Below are 17,445 nucleotides of genomic sequence, written 5' to 3'. Positions count from 1 at the left end.
TTTCCGGGGAACTTCACGATGCGCACTGGATCTTTGCCGGGCTAGCCTGCCCGGCATGGACAGTATGGCCAGCGGACGCGGCATCGGCAGACTCCCGGGTCGGGTCTGGTCCGCGCTGTGCCACGTGCTGATCACGGGCCGGGACCGGGAGCTCCCGCCGTCCGGCTGGGGGACCGATGGGCGGCGCTACGCCCAGCGGACGCTGCTCGCGGTGGCCGTGGCGGCGCTGTTCGTGGGCGAGGTCGGTAACGGATACCTGCACGACCACGCAGGCCCGGTAGTCGCGGTCGTCGTCCTGCTGCACATGACTCCGGTGTTCCTCATGCGGCGTCGGCCGTTCACGGCCTGGCGGCTCGCCGTCGCCGGCACCCTGCTGACGCTGGTCGTCGCTGCGATACTCACCGACGGCGGCCAGGGATACCAGCTCGGCACGCCCTGGACGCCCGGGATGCTGCTGTACCTCCCGGTCGTCATGATGACGGTCGCGCGCTGTCCCCCGCCCGCCGCGACGGCCGTCGCCGGGGTCAGCCTCCTGCTCGTACTCCCGGCCGGGCTGGTGGTCGGTGCGGGGCCGCTGTCCGGGGCCGTGGTGTCGGGGATCCTGGCGGTGGGCGCCGCTGCACTGGCCGGCCTGGGCCTCGGCCGGCAGGACCGGATGGAGCAGCAACTCGACATGGTGAACCGGTCCGTGGCCGAGGAGCAGACCCGCCGGGCCGTACTGGAGGAGCGGGCCCGCATCGTCGGCGAGCTACACGACATCGTCGCCCACCACCTGTCCCTGATCGCGGTACGGACCGAGACCGCGCCGTACCGGCTCGCCGCGCTCCGGTCCGCGCCGGAGGATGATCCGGTACGGGCTGAGCTCGCCGCGATGGGCGACGCGACCCGGCAGGCCCTCGACGAAACCCGGCAGCTCCTCGGTGTGCTGCGGCGTGACGAGGCCGAGTCCGAGGACTTGGCCCCGCAGCCGGGCCTGAACGACGTCGAGGCCCTGGTGGCCGACGTACGCGCCGTCGGCGTGCCCGCGACACTCACGGTGCACGGGCACCCCCGCCCGGTGCCGCCCACCGTCGGCCTGGTCCTGTACCGGGTGGCGCAGGAGGCCCTGAGCAACGCACGGCGGCACTCGCCGGGCGCGCCGGTGCGGGTCGAACTGTGGTATGCGGTGGACCGGGTGCGGATAAGGGTCGAGAACTCACCGCCGCCCCAGCCCGCCCGGTCGGCGGCGGGGCCTGGGCTCGGCCTCGCGGGGATGCGGGAACGGATGACCGTCGTGCGTGGCGAGCTGGCCGCCGAGCCGCGACCCGACGGAGGGTTCGCCGTCGACGCGACGGTGCCGGTCACCACCGCCCGCGCCGGAGTGCCGGCACTATGGTGACGCGGGTGTTCGTCGCCGACGATCAGGCCATGGTGCGGGAGGGATTCACCTACCTGCTCGACGCCCAACCGGACCTGTCGGTCGTCGGGACCGCCTGCGACGGCCTGGACGCGTTGGCGACGATCGCGGAGCTACGCGAGCGGGGCGAGGGGCCGCACGTGGTGATCATGGACATCCGGATGCCGAAGCTGGACGGGCTCGAGGCGACCCGGCGACTGCTCGAGGAACCGCATCCGGCCGACCGAGCCGAACAGCCACCGCGAGTGCTCGTGCTGACGACCTTCCACCTCGACAGATACGTCTACCAGGCGCTCCGGGTCGGCGCGAGCGGATTCCTCCTCAAGGACGCCACAGCGACCGAACTCGTCACGGCCGTCCGGGTCGTCGCCGCGGGCGACTGTCTGCTGGCCCCGGCAGTTACCCGGCGGCTCATCGCCGACTTCGTCCGGGCCGACCGGTCGGCGCCGCCCGTTAGGCCGCAGCGGCTGGCCGACCTCACCACACGGGAGACGGAGGTCCTCGCCCTCGTCGCCCGGGGCCTCACCAACGCCGACATCGCCGTGGACCTGTTCGTTTCGGAGCACACGGTCAAGACCCATGTCGCGCACATCCTGGGCAAGCTGAGCCTGCGGGACAGAGTCCAGGCCGTCGTCCTGGCGTACGAGACCGGCCTCGTCACGCCTGTCCGGACGCCGGTCGCACCGCCCTGACCGCCCGCGGCGGCAGGCGGGCTAGCCGTCCTGGCACCCGAAGATCCGGTGCACGGATCTGCCGCCGTCCGTGCGAGCCGTGGCTTGGAGCTAGCTCCGTCCTCGCGTGCTGCCGGTCGGAGTGGCCTTCCCGCTCTGATACCGCCCCGGCGCGGTGTGGGGCGCCAGGACCCTTCGCGGGCCGCCTACGCTGTCGCCATGATCGAACGTTTGACCCATCAATGGCGGCGAGTGACGGCGGAGCAGGAGGCGGCGGTCGCCGCGGGGACGTTGTCGACGGACGAGGCGTACGCGCTGACGTTCTTCCCGCCGGCGTTCGTCGCCGCGGTTGACGGGGCCTTGGAGGCTTACGAGCAGGAGATCACAAGCCTGGATCCGCCGACGGACGAGGCGGTGTGGGGCGCGGTCGAACGGGTCGTGATCGCTCTCAATGGCGTCGACATGGATTTCGGTCAACACATCGAGACCATGACCCGGGAGGAACTGAGCGAGTACATCGAGGATGTACTCGCCGACGCTGGTATCGACGTCGGGGCGTTGCTGGAGCGCCGTGGCGTCGACGAAGCCGCTGGCGAATGGCGCGACTGGTGATCAACACCGCCGCAGCAGCATGTCGACGCGGTCATTTGGCCGCTTGATCAGGTGCGCGCTCATGCCGCGAGTTGAGCGCTACGGACCGTCGCCGCCATCGAGTCAAGCGGGCATCCGGTCGTGCCGATGACAGTGCACCCGATCTTGAACTAGCTCGCATGCGAGCGGAGTCCACGGGTGACTGGCGCCGTCGTCGAAGATGTACCGATGAAGCGTGCCTGTGATCATCGACCAGCAACGCTGGCCTACGCAACCGCGACGGCAGCGGCTCCTGGCTCGCGGCGCGGCGATCGGGTTAGCGCCAGGCGGGGCACATCCACCACCCGCGTCACAACGATGACGCTGCCGACAGATCGCGCTCGTAGCTGTGTTGGCCGGGTCCAGATCGACCGGCCGCTGTACGTAATGCAGCTAACCGAGTCAAGGTCGGTCCGCGACGCCTAGCCCACCGCCTGGCGCAGGATGCGCTCGAATTCGGCGGGAGCCGATAGCATCGGGAAGTGGTCGCCCTCGGGCACCTCGATGAGATTCGCGTCCGGTGCCTGCTCGGCAAGACGGCCAGCCCACAGCCGGGTACTAGCGAAGTCGCGCCCGCCGATAACCACGTCGACCGGGACGGTGAGCTCAGTGAAGCGGGTCTTCACCGGTGTGTCGAGCTCGGCGCCGAGCGACTCCGGCAGCTCGATCCAGTACGCGTTCGACAGCTGTAGCCCAACCATCTTGCGCCGCTCGTCCGGGCCGAGGGCCGCACCCCACTTGCCGATGTCCGCCGCGGCGTACGCGCCGAGCCCCTGGTCGGCGAGGAGGCGTCCGAGCCGGGCGATGTGCTCGTCCATCTCCTGGCGAGCAGCGGATTCATCCGGCGTGGGGTCGGGAAACTCGCCGAACGTGGCGCCCGCCGCCACTACCCGGGCCACCCGATCCGGGAACGCGCAAGCGAAAGCTAGTGCACGCCGTGCCCCGTCCGAAACACCGACCAGCACCGCACGCTGCACACCGGCAGCATCCAGCACCGCGGCGATGTCGTCGACCTCGCGGTACGGCTTCGTCGCGCGGGACGACAGGCCCATGTCACGGAAGTCGAACATGGTGACCCGGGCGAGCGAGGCGAGCCACGCGACGGTCGAGTCCCACATGCGCAGATCGGCGGCGCCCGCGTGTAGCAGCACCACGTCAGGGCCTTCGCCGCAAGTGCGGCTGTACAGGTAACCGTCCGGAACGTCAACAAACCGTTCGATCACAACGACCTCCCCCGTCGTCAGCCGTCAAGCGCGGAAATCATACACACGCGGCGCGCTGGAGCTTCTGCGGCGCCACGTTGCCGGCGCGACGGTCGCCGGCGCATCGGAACGAACAGCATGGCGACGAACCCGACCACCTTCGCCCCGCCAGTGCACAAGTTGCGGCGCTGCGCATCGCGCACGGCGCCATCCCGATGGCCTGGGGGCCTCAGTATCGCCGCCGTTTTGACCGGCGTCGCGGTCGTGCTCGCCCCGTCGCGAGCCGTAGACCGATGTAGTCGGTCTCGGCGAAGCCGCGTCGTTCGACCTTGCGTCCACGATGGACGGTGGTGCGGTAGATGAACCGGCTGCGCCGACCGGGTTTGACGCAGACCAGACCGGCGACCGGGATGCGGCCGATCAAGCGCGAAACGGCCCGTCAGATGCTTGATCAACTGCACTCTCATGCCGCTGTCCAGGCGCGCTGGGCCGCAACCGATCGTCCGTCCCGGGTCCCGTCAGGAGTGGCTCATGCGACGATCAACGTTGTGACGTCCGAAGGCCGCGAACCGGCAACCGTACGCATGGTGTTCAGCAGCTACTACGAGGAGCAAGGGTTCGACCTCAACATCGAACCGGAAGGTACGTCATACAACTTTTCCGGCCGAGCGTGAGGTCATTCTGGAGTTTCGCGGCACTGCGGCGATGCGGTTCGAGATCAGTCATGCGCGTGACTCGATCGAGACCGCCAACGCGATCTGTCGTTCCTGGCTTCCGAGTCTGCCGCGGAGCGGGCAGGTGGACGTTGCGGCCACGGTGAGCAGTTAGCCTGCTGGTGTGGCGAAGGTTGAACTGGATGATTTGATCGTCGCGGACGCCGAGGCGCTGCGAGCGTGGTTGTTGCGTAACCACGCCGCGTCGACGGGCGTTTGGCTGGCCCTGAGCAGGAAGGGCGGCACAGTCACAACGCTGACCTGGCAGCAGGCGGTTGACGAGGCTCTGTGCTTCGGCTGGATCGATGGGCAGGCCCGCAAGGGGGACCAGAGCATCTCGTGGATCCGGTTCACCCCGCGCACTGCCCGCAGTTCGTGGTCGCAGCGCAACGTCGCCCACGTGGCCCGGCTGGAGGCGCAGGGGCGGATGCTGCCCCCGGGCCGCGCCGCGGTGGAAGCCGCGAAAGCGGACGGGCGGTGGGCGGTCGCCTACGCTCCGCCCTCGGAAGCCGAGGTACCGTCCGACCTCGCCGTCGCGATCGCCGCCGACCCTGCCGCCCAGGCCATGTTCGACGTGCTCACCAAGACCAACCGCTTCGCGCTCATCCATCGGGTCAATGCCGTCAAACGGGCTCAGACGCGCGAGCGAAAGATCAGCGAGTTCGTCGCGATGCTGGCCCGGCACGAGACGATCTACCCGCAGAAGGCCAGGCCTGCGAACCCACCGCAGCCGACACCTTCATGATTGAACGTACTGATCCGCCGCAAGTCGCGCGCTTGGTGCCGAGACTCCCGCCGCCCGGAGTCTCGCCAGCGTGCTGGGGCACGGGTGACGCATACTTCGACACCGTGGTGTCTGTCGCTGCGTGGGTGTTCGAGGGCAGCGTAGTTCGGTTCCTGAAGCTCGTCAGCACGTACGTTGGGTACGAGTACAACGATCTCGACAGGCCGCGCTCACCGGTGCGATCGAGTCCACCAACGACGAGTCGGCCGAAGGCTGGTTTCGCTACCCGATAGCGGGGATGCCATCGCTCACGATCTACCTCGCTCGGTCCGACGGCGCCAGCGTCGTGAGCATTCGGGTAGGCGGTGACATCGACCCCGATCCTGACCGCCCGGATCGAGACTCTCTTCGACCTGCTGTAGTGATCGATGCGGTGCACGCACATGCCGCCGAGCGCGGGCCATTGGCCGGCTGGAGATCATCACGCTTCGTGGCAGCAGTTGGTGCGACGATCCGGCGCTTCTGGCGTCCGCTCGTGCGGATGTCAGCGCATCCGCCGCCATCAGCCTGCGATGCCCAGCCACGGGTCCGCCCGAAGGGCGGCGAGCGTCTCCAGGTGGTATTCGGTAGCAGCCCGGATGAAGGCGTCGAGAGCATGTCCATCTCCCCGTAGAACCCGACCCACCCATCGCAGTACGTCAGGAACTCCGCGTATGACCGAGGCAGGTCGACGCGCTGCCCGAGCTCGGCCACCGTCGACGTGTCCGCGCCCGGGTTAGGGCCGCCGTGCCTGAAGATCCGATGCACGTCGGCCCGTTCCACGTCTCGGCCGACCGCTGCCGCACCGCCCGCGACCAAACAAATCCTCGATCCGCGATCTTGGTACACGCATCTGCCGCCGACCGGGCGCTTGCCGTTCTGCGTACGGTGAAACGGTGTCTGTCGAAATCGTCCGCGACGGTGCCCGAGCCGATCACCGTCGCGGCGGCGCTAGACGCCGCCTCCGTCACGTTGGCCGAGTTGCTGGGTATCCAGACCGTTCCGGAGCTGTACCTCATTGCCGACAGGCGCTACGTGCAGGGGCGACCGGTCAACGATGGCCGGCGCGTCGAGCGGGCGGAGCTGCGGCGCATCACGTTCGGCGGGCTCGGTCCACGCGACGACCAAGGCCTATTCGAGGTCGGGATGGTCGGCCACGACGACCGGAGCTGGTTGACGCTGTACCGTTCTCCGGCTTCGTCACGGCATCAGATGACCGAGCAGGAGTGGCGGCACGATGCCGAGTTCGTCTGCGCGCCGTGGCGGACGCGCCCTGCGATGGTGCTTGCCGTCGGTCTAGCGTTGGCGGCAGCCCGCATCAGCGGCGGCGCGTTCGCCAGTCAGCTACGGCTGCTCGATCCGCCGCAGAGCGACCCTGATCGGATGCTGGGCGCGACTCGGCTCCCGCCTTCTCGTCTGGCGTTCGACGTGGCCTGCCAGCAGTACCTCGATCAGTTCGCTGCTGACCCGGGCTGAACCAGCGGCTGACAAGGCTACTGCGGATGGCGCCTCTCGAGCCACTCCGGCGCGCTGTTCTGCCGCGATCAGGCTCGCTACCGAGCGTCACGGCGAGCCGGATCAGCCGGTTCGCGGACATGCCGATGTGCGGGTGGGTGGTCCGTGGCAGCAAACTGAGCGGGTGGCCGAGATCGAGCTTCGGTCCGGCCCATTTGTCAGACGAACTCGTCATCGCATGGCGGCTTACGGGCGGAGTGATAGGCCCCGTCGCGGCGCAATCCATACGGACACGGGCATGCCGATCGCGGTGATCCAGAGCAGTGTTGAGCACACGAGCGCCACACCCGCGAACACCAGTGGGCGCACAACGGACTCCTCCCGTGTGCTTGCCAGCACTGATCCTGCCGCGGCAAGGGCAAGCGGTGGCAGCGCGCGAACCCGTCGTATGCCGACGGGGGCGAGCAGGCTGGTCGCCGTGGCATGACAGGCGCACGCCAGCAGCGTCGTACCGAGAACGTCGCTGGGCCGGTGCCAGTAGAGCGTTTGCACGGCGGCGGCGATGACGGCGAGCCAGATCGCGCCGGCGGCCGCGACGTATGGGCGAACGCGGGGGGATGAGACGACGGCGACGCCGAGGGCCAGTCCCGCCGCGATAGCGGTGGTACCGCTAGGGAAGCTCGCACCGGAGAGTGCCTGCGGCGCGGGGCTGAGATCAGGGCGGGGAAGGACGGCGTGCAGCGCCTCTGTCGCGCTAACGGTCACCACCACGATTGCGAGGGCGGCAATGCCCTCGCGCCAGCAGCGGCGTATCAGCGTGACCGCAATGATCAGCACCGCACCTGCGACCAGAACCGCCGTCTGCCGCGTGAGCGGGGGCACCGAGTGTCTCCACCCGAAGATTCTCGCCTGGTCGGCACGACCGACAATCAGCGCGTTCTCTGCCGACTGTCCGATCCCAGTCCAGACCGCGAAAAGGTAGACGACGGCGAACATCACAAAGAACCACAAGCCTGGCCTCACCCGGGCGACCATCTTCCGGAACGATGGGTTAGGCGAGTCTGTCACGGGAACGATCCTTCCAGGGCGTGACCGGTCATGCCGCATTGTGTGCAGGGTCGGTCATGCCGAGCGTGCGGCGCGATGTACGTCGGTACTGTCTCGGTGTGTCGATGATGGAGGATCTGCGTCGTCGTGACGAACTATCGGGGCATTCGCTGGCGCAGGTCCACGCCGGTCGGGACCGGTACGGCCCGGTCGCTGCGATCCTGTTCTCCTTGAACGGCTTCATTAGCGTCCGCCAGCGCACTGACGGCACCTGCGTGGTGACAGTCTGGGCCAGCGACAACCTCGTGGCGTGGGGACACACGCCCAGCCTGGACGACGTCGTCACCACGATGCAGGGCTGGCAGGACGGCCTGGCCGTGCCAGACCTGTGCGATGCGGCACCGTATCTTCAGGCACCCACCCCAGCCGCCGCTGTCGAGGCGCAGTGGATCTTGCTCGCCGACCACGGCGAAACGTATCTCCACCCGATCATCGCGGCGGTCGCGTCACACCCGACGCTGCGGGCTCTGCGGCCATGGATCGGCCACGGCACCCTGCACCTGATCCATCCAGACCATATCCCCGCCCACGGTCACCGCGGCATCGTCCTCCACCCATGCGGCAACTACAACTACCAAGTGCACGTCTACGGCGGCCCGACCGGACCCGCCGAAGACCCCGCCAGCGCGGCTGCGAGGGCAGCCACCGCGGCTGCCGCGTGGTAGGCGCTCACCTGGGATCGCCTTGAGGGGCGAGCCCAACCCGCCGCATAGATCAGGTGCGCGGACATGCCGCAGACATCGCGCCAGGGCCGGTCGACGTTCGTCACGCTTCGTAGCGTCCGCTGCGGATGCGTCCCATATGGCTGGCGCACACTCGTGCCGATGAGCGGTCGCCGCGACATGCGCATCCTGCGTGCGTCGGCCGGGTGCACGTGTTGTGCGGGTAGGACCGGGTGGAGGATTGGTGGGCAATCGCGCCCACCTGAGGGACCTCTGAAGAGGTTGCCCGACCTCCGATGAGTTCAGCACGGTCCCGGGTCTTCAGGCACATCCACCTTCCGCGCGCGAATTTGGAGGCACCTTGAAGCTCTTGCTTACGTCAGGCGGCGTAACGAACCCAAGCATCCACTCGGCGCTCGTGCAGCTCCTCGGCAAGCCGATCGCCGAGTGCCACGCCCTCTGCGTCCCGACAGCACAGTGGGGTCACCCGATGTGTGGTCCGAAATCGGTGCGGGGCTTTGTAGCCGCCGAGCCCGTGTTTCAGTACCTGTCCGGCCTGGGTTGGGCGTCGCTCGGTGTCCTCGAGCTCACCGCACTGCCCACCATCGGCGCGGAGCAATGGGTCCCCTGGGTCCGGGAGGCCGACGTGCTCCTGGTTGACGGCGGCGACGCGACGTACCTGTGCCACTGGATGCGGGAGTCCGGGCTAGCCGATCTGCTGCCATCGCTGCCCGACACGGTCTGGGTGGGAGTGAGTGCCGGAAGCATGGTGATGACGCCCCGGATCGGAACATACTTCGTCGAGTGGCCGTCCGCGCCGGACGACCGCACCCTGGGAGTCGTCGACTTCTCGATCTTCCCGCACCTGGACGCTTTCCCAACAAACACCCTGGCCGACGCAGAGCGGTGGGCCGCCGAAATCGGTGTCCCGGCCTACGCCATCGACGAACAGACGGCCATCAAGGTCGTCGACGGCTCCGTCGAGGTGGTCTCCGAAGGGCAATGGAAGAAGTTCGGGTCATAGCCGCCCGGCATCCGTGACGTCGCGTCGTTGGACGTGACCCCGTCGACTTGCAGCACTTCCGAGAGCGCCCGCCCATGTCCAGTTCGCGTGCGCTGCGGCCATCCGGATCTGCCGCTGGTCGCTCGGTGGGCGGCTCCGGCCTCGGTATCCATGGACGGCTGGCTGTCAGCGCCTCCTGGAGCGGCGTACCAGGAAAAAGATGACGACGCCGATGACTGCGACACAGCAAAACCCAGGGGTTGCATAGCCGAGCGCGTACGCAACGTCCTGTGCGGTGTCCGTGGAGGTGCGCGTCCCCGTCTCGGCCCAGGCCGGGGCGCCGACGGCTGTCGCGGCCACTAGACCGGTGACGGCAGCGCATGCACGCGCCGACAGGACTCCGAGGTTCATGATCGGGCATCGTAGATCCACGACGTCGTCGTCACAAATCAGCTGGAATGGCCAGACGTCCGCATCTAATGGGTTTTGTCAGCCTGCTGCGGCAGGATGGCTCCGGTAGCGGCTGGCGGGTCAGCACTCTTCTCATCTGACCTTCGAGGTCTTGCGGCAGACCGTGCGCCCGCTGGTCGTGAGGAGGCTGGACAGCTGATGGGATGACGTGCCCCGCCGGTGTGTGGTGAGCACTTGGCCATTAGATCGCTGGGGTCTCTTCCTCGCTGCCAGGACTACACCGTCCACAAGGGAGGGACGCGATGCTATACGTCGGAGACGACTGGGCCGAGGACCACCACGACGTCGAACTCGTCGACGAGCAGGGACGCAAACTGGCCCGGGCCCGACTACCCGAAGGCTTGGAGGGCATGACCCGCCTTCATGCGCTGATCGCCCAGCACCTACCAGCCGACTACGCCGACCTCGACCCGAACGAAGCGGCCGGCCTAGTGAAAGTCGGCATCGAGACCGACCGCGGCCCATGGGTACAGGCACTGGTCACGGCCCGCTACCAGGTCTACGCGATCAACCCGATGTCGGTGGCGCGTTACCGGGAACGGCACTCCACCTCGGGCGCCAAGTCCGACGCCGGCGACGCGCACGTGCTGGCCGAGATCGTACGGCTGGACCACGCCCATCACCGTCTCATCGCCGGTGACAGCGACCAGGCCGAGGTGATCAAGCTGGTCGCCCGTACACACCAGACGCTCATCTGGGACCGGTCCAGACAGGTGCTCCGCCTGCGCAGCGCACTACGGGAGTTCTTCCCCGCCGCACTGCACGCCTTCGACGACCTGACCACACCCGACGCGCTGGAACTGCTGGCCCACGCCCCGGACCCCGACCGGGCCGCGGCGCTTAGCCGCGCGCAGATCAGCGCAGCGCTGCGCCGCGCGAACCGTCGCGACATCGACGCCAAAACCGTTCGCCTGCAACAACTTCTCCGCACCGCACAGCTACGGCAACCCGGCCCGGTGCAGACCGCCTACGCGGCGATCGTGACCGCCCAGGTACGCCTGATCACCGCGCTCAACACCGAGAACGCTCAACTCGGCGAGGTGGTGGCCGACCATTTTGGCCGACACCCGGACGCTGACCGCTACCTGAGCCAGCCCGGCCTCGGCGTGGTCCTCGGCGCCCGGGTCCTCGGCGAGTTCGGTGACGCCCCGAAGCGGTTCGCCGACGCCAAAGCACGCAAGAACTACGCCGGCACCTCGCCCATCACCCGGGCCTCCGGCACCCGCCGCGTCGTGCTGGCCCGCTACGCCCGCAACCGCCGCCTCGGCGACGCCATACACCAGTGGGCCTTCTGTGCCATGAGAGGCTCCGCCGGCGCCCGTGCCTACTACGACGCCATGCGGAAACGCGGCATCGGGCACCAGGCCGCACTACGCCAGCTCGGCAACCGCCTCGTCGGCATCCTCCACGGCTGCCTCAAGACCGACACCGACTACAACGAAGACACCGCCTGGGCCCCTATCCCGCCAGCCTCTTGACACGAAAGAACATGGGATGTCTGCCGCGATCAGCTCGCTACGGAACGTCACGGCAAGTTGGGTCGCCCGACTCCCTGACATGCCGAAGAGCGGATGTCTCGGCCCGACGGCGTTCGAGACAGCGTGCTGGATGATGGCAGTTGTGATCACGAGGCAGCGTGCCGTCGAACTGGTCGAAGCTCTACTAGCCGACCAGCAGAGGCAACAGCCGACGCTTCCCGAACTTGCCGTCTTCCTTGTAAAGGAACATGCCTTCGGATGGCTGGTCTACTGGCAGTCTGCCGACTATCTCCGCTCCAGAGACTTCGGAAAAATGCTGATAGGACACGGCCCGTACCTCGTTGATCGACAGGACGGAAGCATCCATCACATCCCAGTAACCACGCATGTCGGCGAGAACTGGGAAGAGTCGTACCTGGAGCACGTCAGAGGCGTGAAGCCACCGGATCCGCTGCTCACGACGATCCGAGACCTGCTCCCGCGCGACGGCGCCATGGCCGCGCTTCGGCATCTCCGCAAGCAGGCGCCGCAGTTGGGACTTCAGGAAGCAAGAGCGTACGTCGACGCTGTGCGAAACGGCGATGAGCCCGCAGAAGACCTGCTGAACCGCACTCGCTCGCGAAGCGTGCTGTCGATCGAGACCCTCGCTGGTCCTGTGACGTGATACCTCCTGTCAACCAAGTTGGGCCGGCATTCAACCGCGGGGCGTGGCTGGTGCGGGGTCGGTCAAGCGTCCCGCCGCGGCGGCGCAGCCAGCACCGTCAATAGGGCGTGACCAACGCCGCTCGGGGCCAGGGTCCGGAGGGACGCCGGTGCAGTTCGGTGGCCGGCACCCTGGGCCGGGACGCAGCGGAGCCTGCCCTTCACCGGCCCGGGGATCGCAGGCGTCCGGCGCGGGTCTTCGCCAGGTTGCGGACCCGCTTCGTGCGACCGACCTCGCCCAGCACCGCCAGTGCCGCGGCTGAGTCAGCCTCCTCGACCACCTTGCGCTGGAGCCAGTTGGACGCGGCCGCCAACGCCTCGCGATCCACCGACACGCCGGACTGCAGCGCCTTGAACAGGCCCCACTCCTGCACTCGCCGCGCGATGAACCCGTCGGCGCCCACCGCGTCCAGCACCGGCGCCGCCCACGCGGCGAACGACGCCGCCGAACCCAGCCCCTCGGCCCGGCTGTCCACAAGAGACGTCAGCACCGACTCCGCCATGACCCGGTCAGGCTCGGCGAGCAGAACTGCGAGCAGCGCCGGGTCGTCATCGGGCCCGCACTCCCGCACGGCGGCGCTGAGCTGGTGGAATCGGGCGTGCCCGTCGGCCGGATCGTCGTTGGAGGTCACCCGGCGAGGGTACCGGCACACGAACGCTGCCCGCCGCCGCCGGGGCCGGGCGGGGTCAGTCCGGCGCGCCCAGGGCGGCGAGCACGGCGCGGTAGACGTTGGGGGCCCACGGGGAACGAGCCGTAGTACGGCTAGCCGGACTGGGCAGCGTCCGAATCTGCCGCCGTCCGGGCGCGCCAGTCGTCTTGGGCGCCGTCACTCCTCGTGGCCAGCCTCGGGCGCCGGACGGCGCCCGGAACTGCCGAGAAGCGGTCGTCACGGAAGGTAACCGGATCGCGGATACCTTCATCCGGGCGTGCGGATGAGCCTATGTTCGCCCGCCAGGCTGCTGAGATCATGACAGTTGGACAAGTGGCGCTGAGCACCCCACCTGCATCGATTTAGGCGCCGGACGGAGTGCAGATGATCGCGGGGTTCGACACGTTGTTCTTCAATGCCATACAAGTCGATGTCGGAATCCGGCACATGCCGGACGATCTGCAGCGCCAAGGGCCGGACACGCTAAAGCTGCTTCGTGTGCCCGGGCAGCTCCACGTCAGCGAGGCCGGCGAGGATGTCGCCCAGCGAGAGCGGCTGGTCCACCAAGCACGTGCCATTGGACAACAGCAGCGTCGGTACCTTCGTGGCAAGCTCGGCCTCGCTCAGCACCGCGGCGAGGGCGCACAGCGCCTCGCCCTGCGCACGGATGCGCGCCCGCAGGCCCGCCTCGCCGCCGGCGAGCGCGATGACGCGGTCTTGGGTCCACGGGTCCTGGGACAGGCGGTTGTCGTACGTCGAAATCGCCCCCGATGCGACCGCGGCAACGGTGCTGATGGTGGCCGCGCTGACGAGGGAGACGTGGGCCAGGATCTGCTCGGTGTTCCACTCGCCGGGCGGCGGTACGGCTCGCGGTTCGGCGGCCAGTAGCGTGTCGTAGGCCTGCCGGAGGTGGTTGGTGTCCATCGGGGGTGCCTCTCAGGCGTGTGCGCCGGTCATTTCCCACGGCGACTGCGGTAGCGCGTCGCCGGTCTCCAGCAGGGACTTCAGGTTCGATAGGACGGCCGGCCAGCCGCTCGAGATGCCGTTGAACATGTCGAGGTTGGCGAGGTTCTCGTGCGTCACCGTGAGGCGCACGATGTCCTGGTGCGGTTCGACGAGGAACGTGACGACCGACGGCTCCCGCTCCTCGTTCGGGCTGTCCTCGAAGGTGATGACCAGGCGCGCCGGTGGCTCGGCGGTGAGTACCTTGCCCACGACGTCGGCGACACCCGACCCGTCGGTGCGCTGGTGCTCCCACGCCGAGCCGGGCTGCCAGTCGGAGACGTTGGCGTGACCCCAGTACCGCGCCGTCAGGTCGGCGTCGGTGAGCGCCCGCCATACCTGCTCGGCGGTGGCGTGGATGTAGGTGACGTACACGTACGTCGGCACGGACGTCATGGCGTACTCCTCTGCTTGGTGCTTGATCGCGCTGAGTGCCCACAGACGGGGCTTGTCGAAGCCGGAGATCCAGCGCTCCTCGATCTCGTGGATCGGTACCGGGTTCAGATAGTGCAGGCGCTCCCGCCCTCGCCGCACGACGGTGACGAGGTTGGCTCGCACGAGGATGTCGAGATGCTGGGTGGCTGACTGACGGGCCATGGCCAGGTGCACGCAGAGTTGGCGCAGCGTCTGGCCGTTGCGTTCACGGAGGCGGTCGAGCAGGAGCCGCCTCGTCGGGTCGGCCAGGGCCTTGAAGACCAGCTCCATCTCGCTCACGCTCTCATTATGCAGGTGTTTACCTGCCTAATGTCAACCCGAACCCGGGTCGCCGCAAAGGCTTGATTCGCACTCTTTTGCCGCGAGGCGCGCGCAACGCAGCGTGACGAGCCGGGCCAGCGCTCGGCACCCGCAACTGCCGATGAGCGGTCGCCGTGACATGCGTGTCCCTCGCGCCTCGGTCGGCGCACGTGTTGGGTGAAGTAGGACCGGGTGGAGGGAAGTCGCCCCGCTAACTGAGGGACCTCCGAAAGTGGACGCCCGAACTACGATGAGTGCCGGCGCGGCCTTGGTCATCAGGCACATTCTCCTTCGCGCGTGAATTCGGGGGCATCGTGAAGCTCTTGCTCACGTCCGGCGGCGTCACGAACCCGAGCATCCACTCGGTGCTCGTGCAGCTGCTCGGCAAGCCGATCGACGAGTGCCACGCCCTCTGCGTCCCGACAGCACAGTGGGGTCACCCGATGTGCGGTCCGACGTCGGTACGGGACTTCGTCGCCGCCGAGCCCAAGCCTGACTGGCAGTACATGCCCGGCCTGGGCTGGGCGTCGCTCGGTGTCCTCGAGCTCACCGCACTGCCCACCATCGGCGCGGAGCGATGGGTTCCCTGGGTCCGGAAGGCCGACGTGCTCCTGGTCGACGGAGGCGACGCGACATACCTGTGCCACTGGATGCGCGAGTCCGGGCTAGCCGATCTGCTGCCATCGCTGCCCGACACGGTCTGGGTGGGAGTAAGCGCCGGAAGCATGGTGATGACGCCCCGGATCGGAACATACTTCGTCGAGTGGCCGTCCGCACCAGACGACCGCACCCTGGGCGTCGTCGACTTCTCGATCTTCCCGCACCTGAACCTCTTCCCGACGAACACCATGGCTGAGGCGCAGCGATGGGCCGCCGACATCGGCGTCCCGGCCTACGCCATCGACGAACAGACGGCCATCAAGGTCGTCGACGGCTCAGTCGAGGTGGTCTCCGAAGGGCAATGGACGAAGTTCGGGTGATTGTCGCCGGGCGACTATCCGGATCTGCCGCATTTCTTGCGCTCAGGTTCCGCGCAGGCCGTCACGCAGAGTGCGATGGCCGATTTCACCGGGTGAAAGGGCATTCTCGTAGCCCGGCTGGGCACGTTCGGCGGACAAGCCGTCGCATCCACAACCGTTGTAGGCGTGCAGGCCGACGTCGCCGAAGTCGATCCACAAACCACTGATGATCCAGACGATGACGTGCCGCCGATCCGGGTGGGCCGGCCCGGAGTGACGACATGCCGGCGGCACGAAGACGCGCGCGATCCATTCGGTTGGCCACCCGTTCCGCCGGCAAACGATCTCCCAGGCACCAGCGGCGATAAAGATCAACGCACGGAGACGTCGATGAGCGGACGTTAGCGGAGGCCGCCGGCGGCGGTGAGTTGTTCTCCGGTCACCCACGCCGCGTCGTCGGAGGCAAGGAACGTGGCGACCGAGGCGATGTCCTCCGGTCGCCCGGCCCGGCCGAGCACGGTGTGCTCGATGAGTTCCCGCCCGAAGTCGGAGCCAGTCACCCCGGCGGCGTCGGTGCCCTCGGTCTCGACGAAGCCCGGGTTGATGGAGTTGACGCGGATTTGCTTCGGGCCGAGTTCCTTGGCCAGTACGCCGGTGATCGCGTCGACCGCACCCTTGGTAGCGGTGTAGACAACGGTTTCCGGCGGCGTCACACGGCTGGCGGCGGAGCCGACGTTGATGATGCTGGCGCCGGCGCCCATGTGCCTGAGCGCGGCCTGTGTAGTGAGCAGCAGCCCCAGCACGTTGATATCGAACATCCGGTGGAACTGTCGCTCGGTGACGTCCTCGACCGGGGCGAACTCGTAGACGCCGGCGTTGTTGACGAGGATATCGAGGTGACCGTAATGCTCGACGGCCGCGTCGGTAATAGCCCGTGCCTCGGCGGCCTTGGAGACGTCACCGGCGATGGCGACCGCCGTGCCGCCTTCGCTCGCGATGCCGGAGACGACAGCCTCGGCGTCGCGCCTGCCGGTGGCGTAGTTCACGACCACGGACGCACCTTCGTCGGCGAACGCCTTGGCGATGGCCGCGCCGATGCCCTTCGACGCACCCGTCACCACGGCCACACGATCTTGGAGGCGATGCTCGAGCCCGGTCACGTCAGTACTCCCTCCGATGCTGGTCGCTTCCCCTATCGTTCGGCGGGTGGAGCGCACCGCGTCACCCACCGGGTATGAGTCGATTGACCGAGAGCAACCACTGGTACGGCTACTCATAGTGACGCCGGGCGTTCTTGCGGGTGGGCCAGTTACGACCGTCCTCCTGAGGCCGGTGTTGCCCTTCATATCCACTCGCCTCACCGCCGAAATACCCGCTGCCATGTGGCCTTTACACCACATGGCTATATGGCTAAACTGCGGAGCCATGCGCCAGGTCAGATTTCGGGATGTCGCGGATGTGCTCCGCCGGCAGATCGACGATGGGACCTATCCGCCCGGCGGCCGCCTGCCGAGCGAGGCGTATCTCGCCAAGACCTTCGGCTGCAGCAGGGACACCGTTCGCGACGCGTTGGCCGTGCTGGCCGCGGAAGGGGAACTCATCAAGCGGCGCGGGACGCCGGCCGTGGTTCGAACGCATGCGCCGCGGACCGCGGTCCGGCTTCCCCCGGACGCCACCGTCACCGCACGGCCCATGACCCTCGCCGAGGCGGAGGCGTACGGCTGCGGCCCCGGCGTCGCGATCTTCGAGGTCTCCGCCGGCAGTAGCGGCTACGCCCTGTACCGCGGCGACCAACACATGCTCACCACCGCGCCGTCGGCGACCGGCTGAGGTGCGACCGTCCGGA

The 17,445-nt window shown here is 68.1% G+C and carries 19 protein-coding genes; 12 read left to right on the top strand and 7 right to left on the bottom strand.

The window, feature by feature from the left end; all coding sequences use genetic code 11:
• The first annotated feature begins 55 nt into the window (after window positions 1–55).
• From ACGFI8_RS13430 to ACGFI8_RS13420, 3 genes are all read left to right on the top strand, one after another.
• On the top strand, window positions 56–1,378 hold the full coding sequence (locus tag ACGFI8_RS13430) for a histidine kinase (RefSeq protein WP_392803922.1): 1,323 nt from the start codon (window positions 56–58) through the stop codon (window positions 1,376–1,378).
• Entirely contained in the window at window positions 1,372–2,088 is a 717-nt protein-coding gene (locus ACGFI8_RS13425; RefSeq protein ID WP_392803920.1) for a response regulator, read from the top strand. Before ACGFI8_RS13430 ends, ACGFI8_RS13425 begins: the two co-directional genes overlap by 7 nt.
• A gap of 198 nt (window positions 2,089–2,286) precedes the next feature.
• Window positions 2,287–2,679, top strand: a complete 393-nt coding sequence (locus ACGFI8_RS13420; protein WP_392803918.1) for a hypothetical protein — start codon at window positions 2,287–2,289, stop codon at window positions 2,677–2,679.
• A gap of 440 nt (window positions 2,680–3,119) precedes the next feature.
• Here ACGFI8_RS13420 and ACGFI8_RS13415 read toward each other — a convergent pair whose 3' ends face one another.
• Entirely contained in the window at window positions 3,120–3,920 is an 801-nt protein-coding gene (locus ACGFI8_RS13415; protein ID WP_392803916.1) for an alpha/beta fold hydrolase, read from the bottom strand.
• Between the two features lie 338 nt (window positions 3,921–4,258).
• Between ACGFI8_RS13415 and ACGFI8_RS13410 the strand changes: the two genes are divergently transcribed.
• The 3 genes from ACGFI8_RS13410 (at window position 4,259) to ACGFI8_RS13400 (ending at window position 6,851) form a co-directional block, all read left to right on the top strand.
• The gene (locus ACGFI8_RS13410) at window positions 4,259–4,573 is read left to right on the top strand and encodes a hypothetical protein (RefSeq protein WP_392803914.1); all 315 of its coding nucleotides are present in this window, start codon (window positions 4,259–4,261) and stop codon (window positions 4,571–4,573) included.
• A 163-nt stretch (window positions 4,574–4,736) separates the two neighbouring features.
• Entirely contained in the window at window positions 4,737–5,357 is a 621-nt protein-coding gene (locus tag ACGFI8_RS13405; protein WP_392803913.1) for a YdeI family protein, read from the top strand.
• A 765-nt stretch (window positions 5,358–6,122) separates the two neighbouring features.
• Window positions 6,123–6,851, top strand: coding sequence for a hypothetical protein (locus tag ACGFI8_RS13400; protein WP_392803911.1), 729 nt, complete (start codon window positions 6,123–6,125; stop codon window positions 6,849–6,851).
• A 225-nt stretch (window positions 6,852–7,076) separates the two neighbouring features.
• On the opposite strand, the gene ACGFI8_RS13395 is transcribed toward ACGFI8_RS13400, so the two are convergent.
• Entirely contained in the window at window positions 7,077–7,826 is a 750-nt protein-coding gene (locus tag ACGFI8_RS13395; protein ID WP_392803909.1) for a phosphatase PAP2 family protein, read from the bottom strand.
• Window positions 7,827–8,002: 176 nt separating this feature from the next.
• Here ACGFI8_RS13395 and ACGFI8_RS13390 point away from each other — a divergent pair, with 176 nt between their 5' ends.
• The 4 genes from ACGFI8_RS13390 (at window position 8,003) to ACGFI8_RS13375 (ending at window position 12,215) form a co-directional block, all read left to right on the top strand.
• A complete protein-coding gene (locus tag ACGFI8_RS13390) occupies window positions 8,003–8,602 on the top strand; it encodes a DUF6193 family natural product biosynthesis protein (protein WP_392804103.1) in 600 nt (199 codons plus the stop codon).
• Window positions 8,603–8,960: 358 nt separating this feature from the next.
• Entirely contained in the window at window positions 8,961–9,623 is a 663-nt protein-coding gene (locus ACGFI8_RS13385; RefSeq protein WP_392803907.1) for a Type 1 glutamine amidotransferase-like domain-containing protein, read from the top strand.
• 692 nt (window positions 9,624–10,315) lie between these two features.
• Window positions 10,316–11,551 carry an IS110 family transposase gene (locus ACGFI8_RS13380; RefSeq protein WP_392803905.1) on the top strand — a complete coding sequence of 412 codons (1,236 nt, stop codon included), beginning with the start codon at window positions 10,316–10,318 and terminating at the stop codon, window positions 11,549–11,551.
• Window positions 11,552–11,567: 16 nt separating this feature from the next.
• Window positions 11,568–12,215 carry a YrhB domain-containing protein gene (locus ACGFI8_RS13375; protein WP_392803903.1) on the top strand — a complete coding sequence of 216 codons (648 nt, stop codon included), beginning with the start codon at window positions 11,568–11,570 and terminating at the stop codon, window positions 12,213–12,215.
• Between the two features lie 199 nt (window positions 12,216–12,414).
• Here ACGFI8_RS13375 and ACGFI8_RS13370 read toward each other — a convergent pair whose 3' ends face one another.
• The 3 genes from ACGFI8_RS13370 to ACGFI8_RS13360 all read right to left on the bottom strand — a co-directional run bounded on the left by ACGFI8_RS13370 (window position 12,415) and on the right by ACGFI8_RS13360 (window position 14,610).
• Entirely contained in the window at window positions 12,415–12,885 is a 471-nt protein-coding gene (locus ACGFI8_RS13370; RefSeq protein ID WP_392803902.1) for a hypothetical protein, read from the bottom strand.
• 501 nt (window positions 12,886–13,386) lie between these two features.
• A complete protein-coding gene (locus ACGFI8_RS13365; protein ID WP_392803900.1) occupies window positions 13,387–13,827 on the bottom strand; it encodes a hypothetical protein in 441 nt (146 codons plus the stop codon).
• A 12-nt stretch (window positions 13,828–13,839) separates the two neighbouring features.
• The gene (locus ACGFI8_RS13360; RefSeq protein ID WP_392804101.1) at window positions 13,840–14,610 is read right to left on the bottom strand and encodes an ArsR/SmtB family transcription factor; all 771 of its coding nucleotides are present in this window, start codon (window positions 14,608–14,610) and stop codon (window positions 13,840–13,842) included.
• A 344-nt stretch (window positions 14,611–14,954) separates the two neighbouring features.
• Between ACGFI8_RS13360 and ACGFI8_RS13355 the strand changes: the two genes are divergently transcribed.
• Window positions 14,955–15,620 carry a Type 1 glutamine amidotransferase-like domain-containing protein gene (locus tag ACGFI8_RS13355; protein ID WP_392803898.1) on the top strand — a complete coding sequence of 222 codons (666 nt, stop codon included), beginning with the start codon at window positions 14,955–14,957 and terminating at the stop codon, window positions 15,618–15,620.
• A 42-nt stretch (window positions 15,621–15,662) separates the two neighbouring features.
• Here ACGFI8_RS13355 and ACGFI8_RS13350 read toward each other — a convergent pair whose 3' ends face one another.
• Entirely contained in the window at window positions 15,663–15,974 is a 312-nt protein-coding gene (locus ACGFI8_RS13350) for a hypothetical protein (protein WP_392803896.1), read from the bottom strand.
• Between the two features lie 26 nt (window positions 15,975–16,000).
• The gene (locus tag ACGFI8_RS13345; RefSeq protein WP_392803894.1) at window positions 16,001–16,759 is read right to left on the bottom strand and encodes an SDR family NAD(P)-dependent oxidoreductase; all 759 of its coding nucleotides are present in this window, start codon (window positions 16,757–16,759) and stop codon (window positions 16,001–16,003) included.
• A 265-nt stretch (window positions 16,760–17,024) separates the two neighbouring features.
• Between ACGFI8_RS13345 and ACGFI8_RS13340 the strand changes: the two genes are divergently transcribed.
• Window positions 17,025–17,429, top strand: coding sequence for a GntR family transcriptional regulator (locus tag ACGFI8_RS13340; RefSeq protein ID WP_392803892.1), 405 nt, complete (start codon window positions 17,025–17,027; stop codon window positions 17,427–17,429).
• The last annotated feature ends 16 nt before the right edge of the window (window positions 17,430–17,445 follow it).

Source organism: Dactylosporangium sp. NPDC048998, assembly GCF_043197855.1.
Lineage (GTDB): Bacteria > Actinomycetota > Actinomycetes > Mycobacteriales > Micromonosporaceae > Dactylosporangium.
The sequence above is the reverse complement of the archived record's forward strand: the minus strand, read 5'-3'. Positions and strand labels throughout refer to the sequence as shown.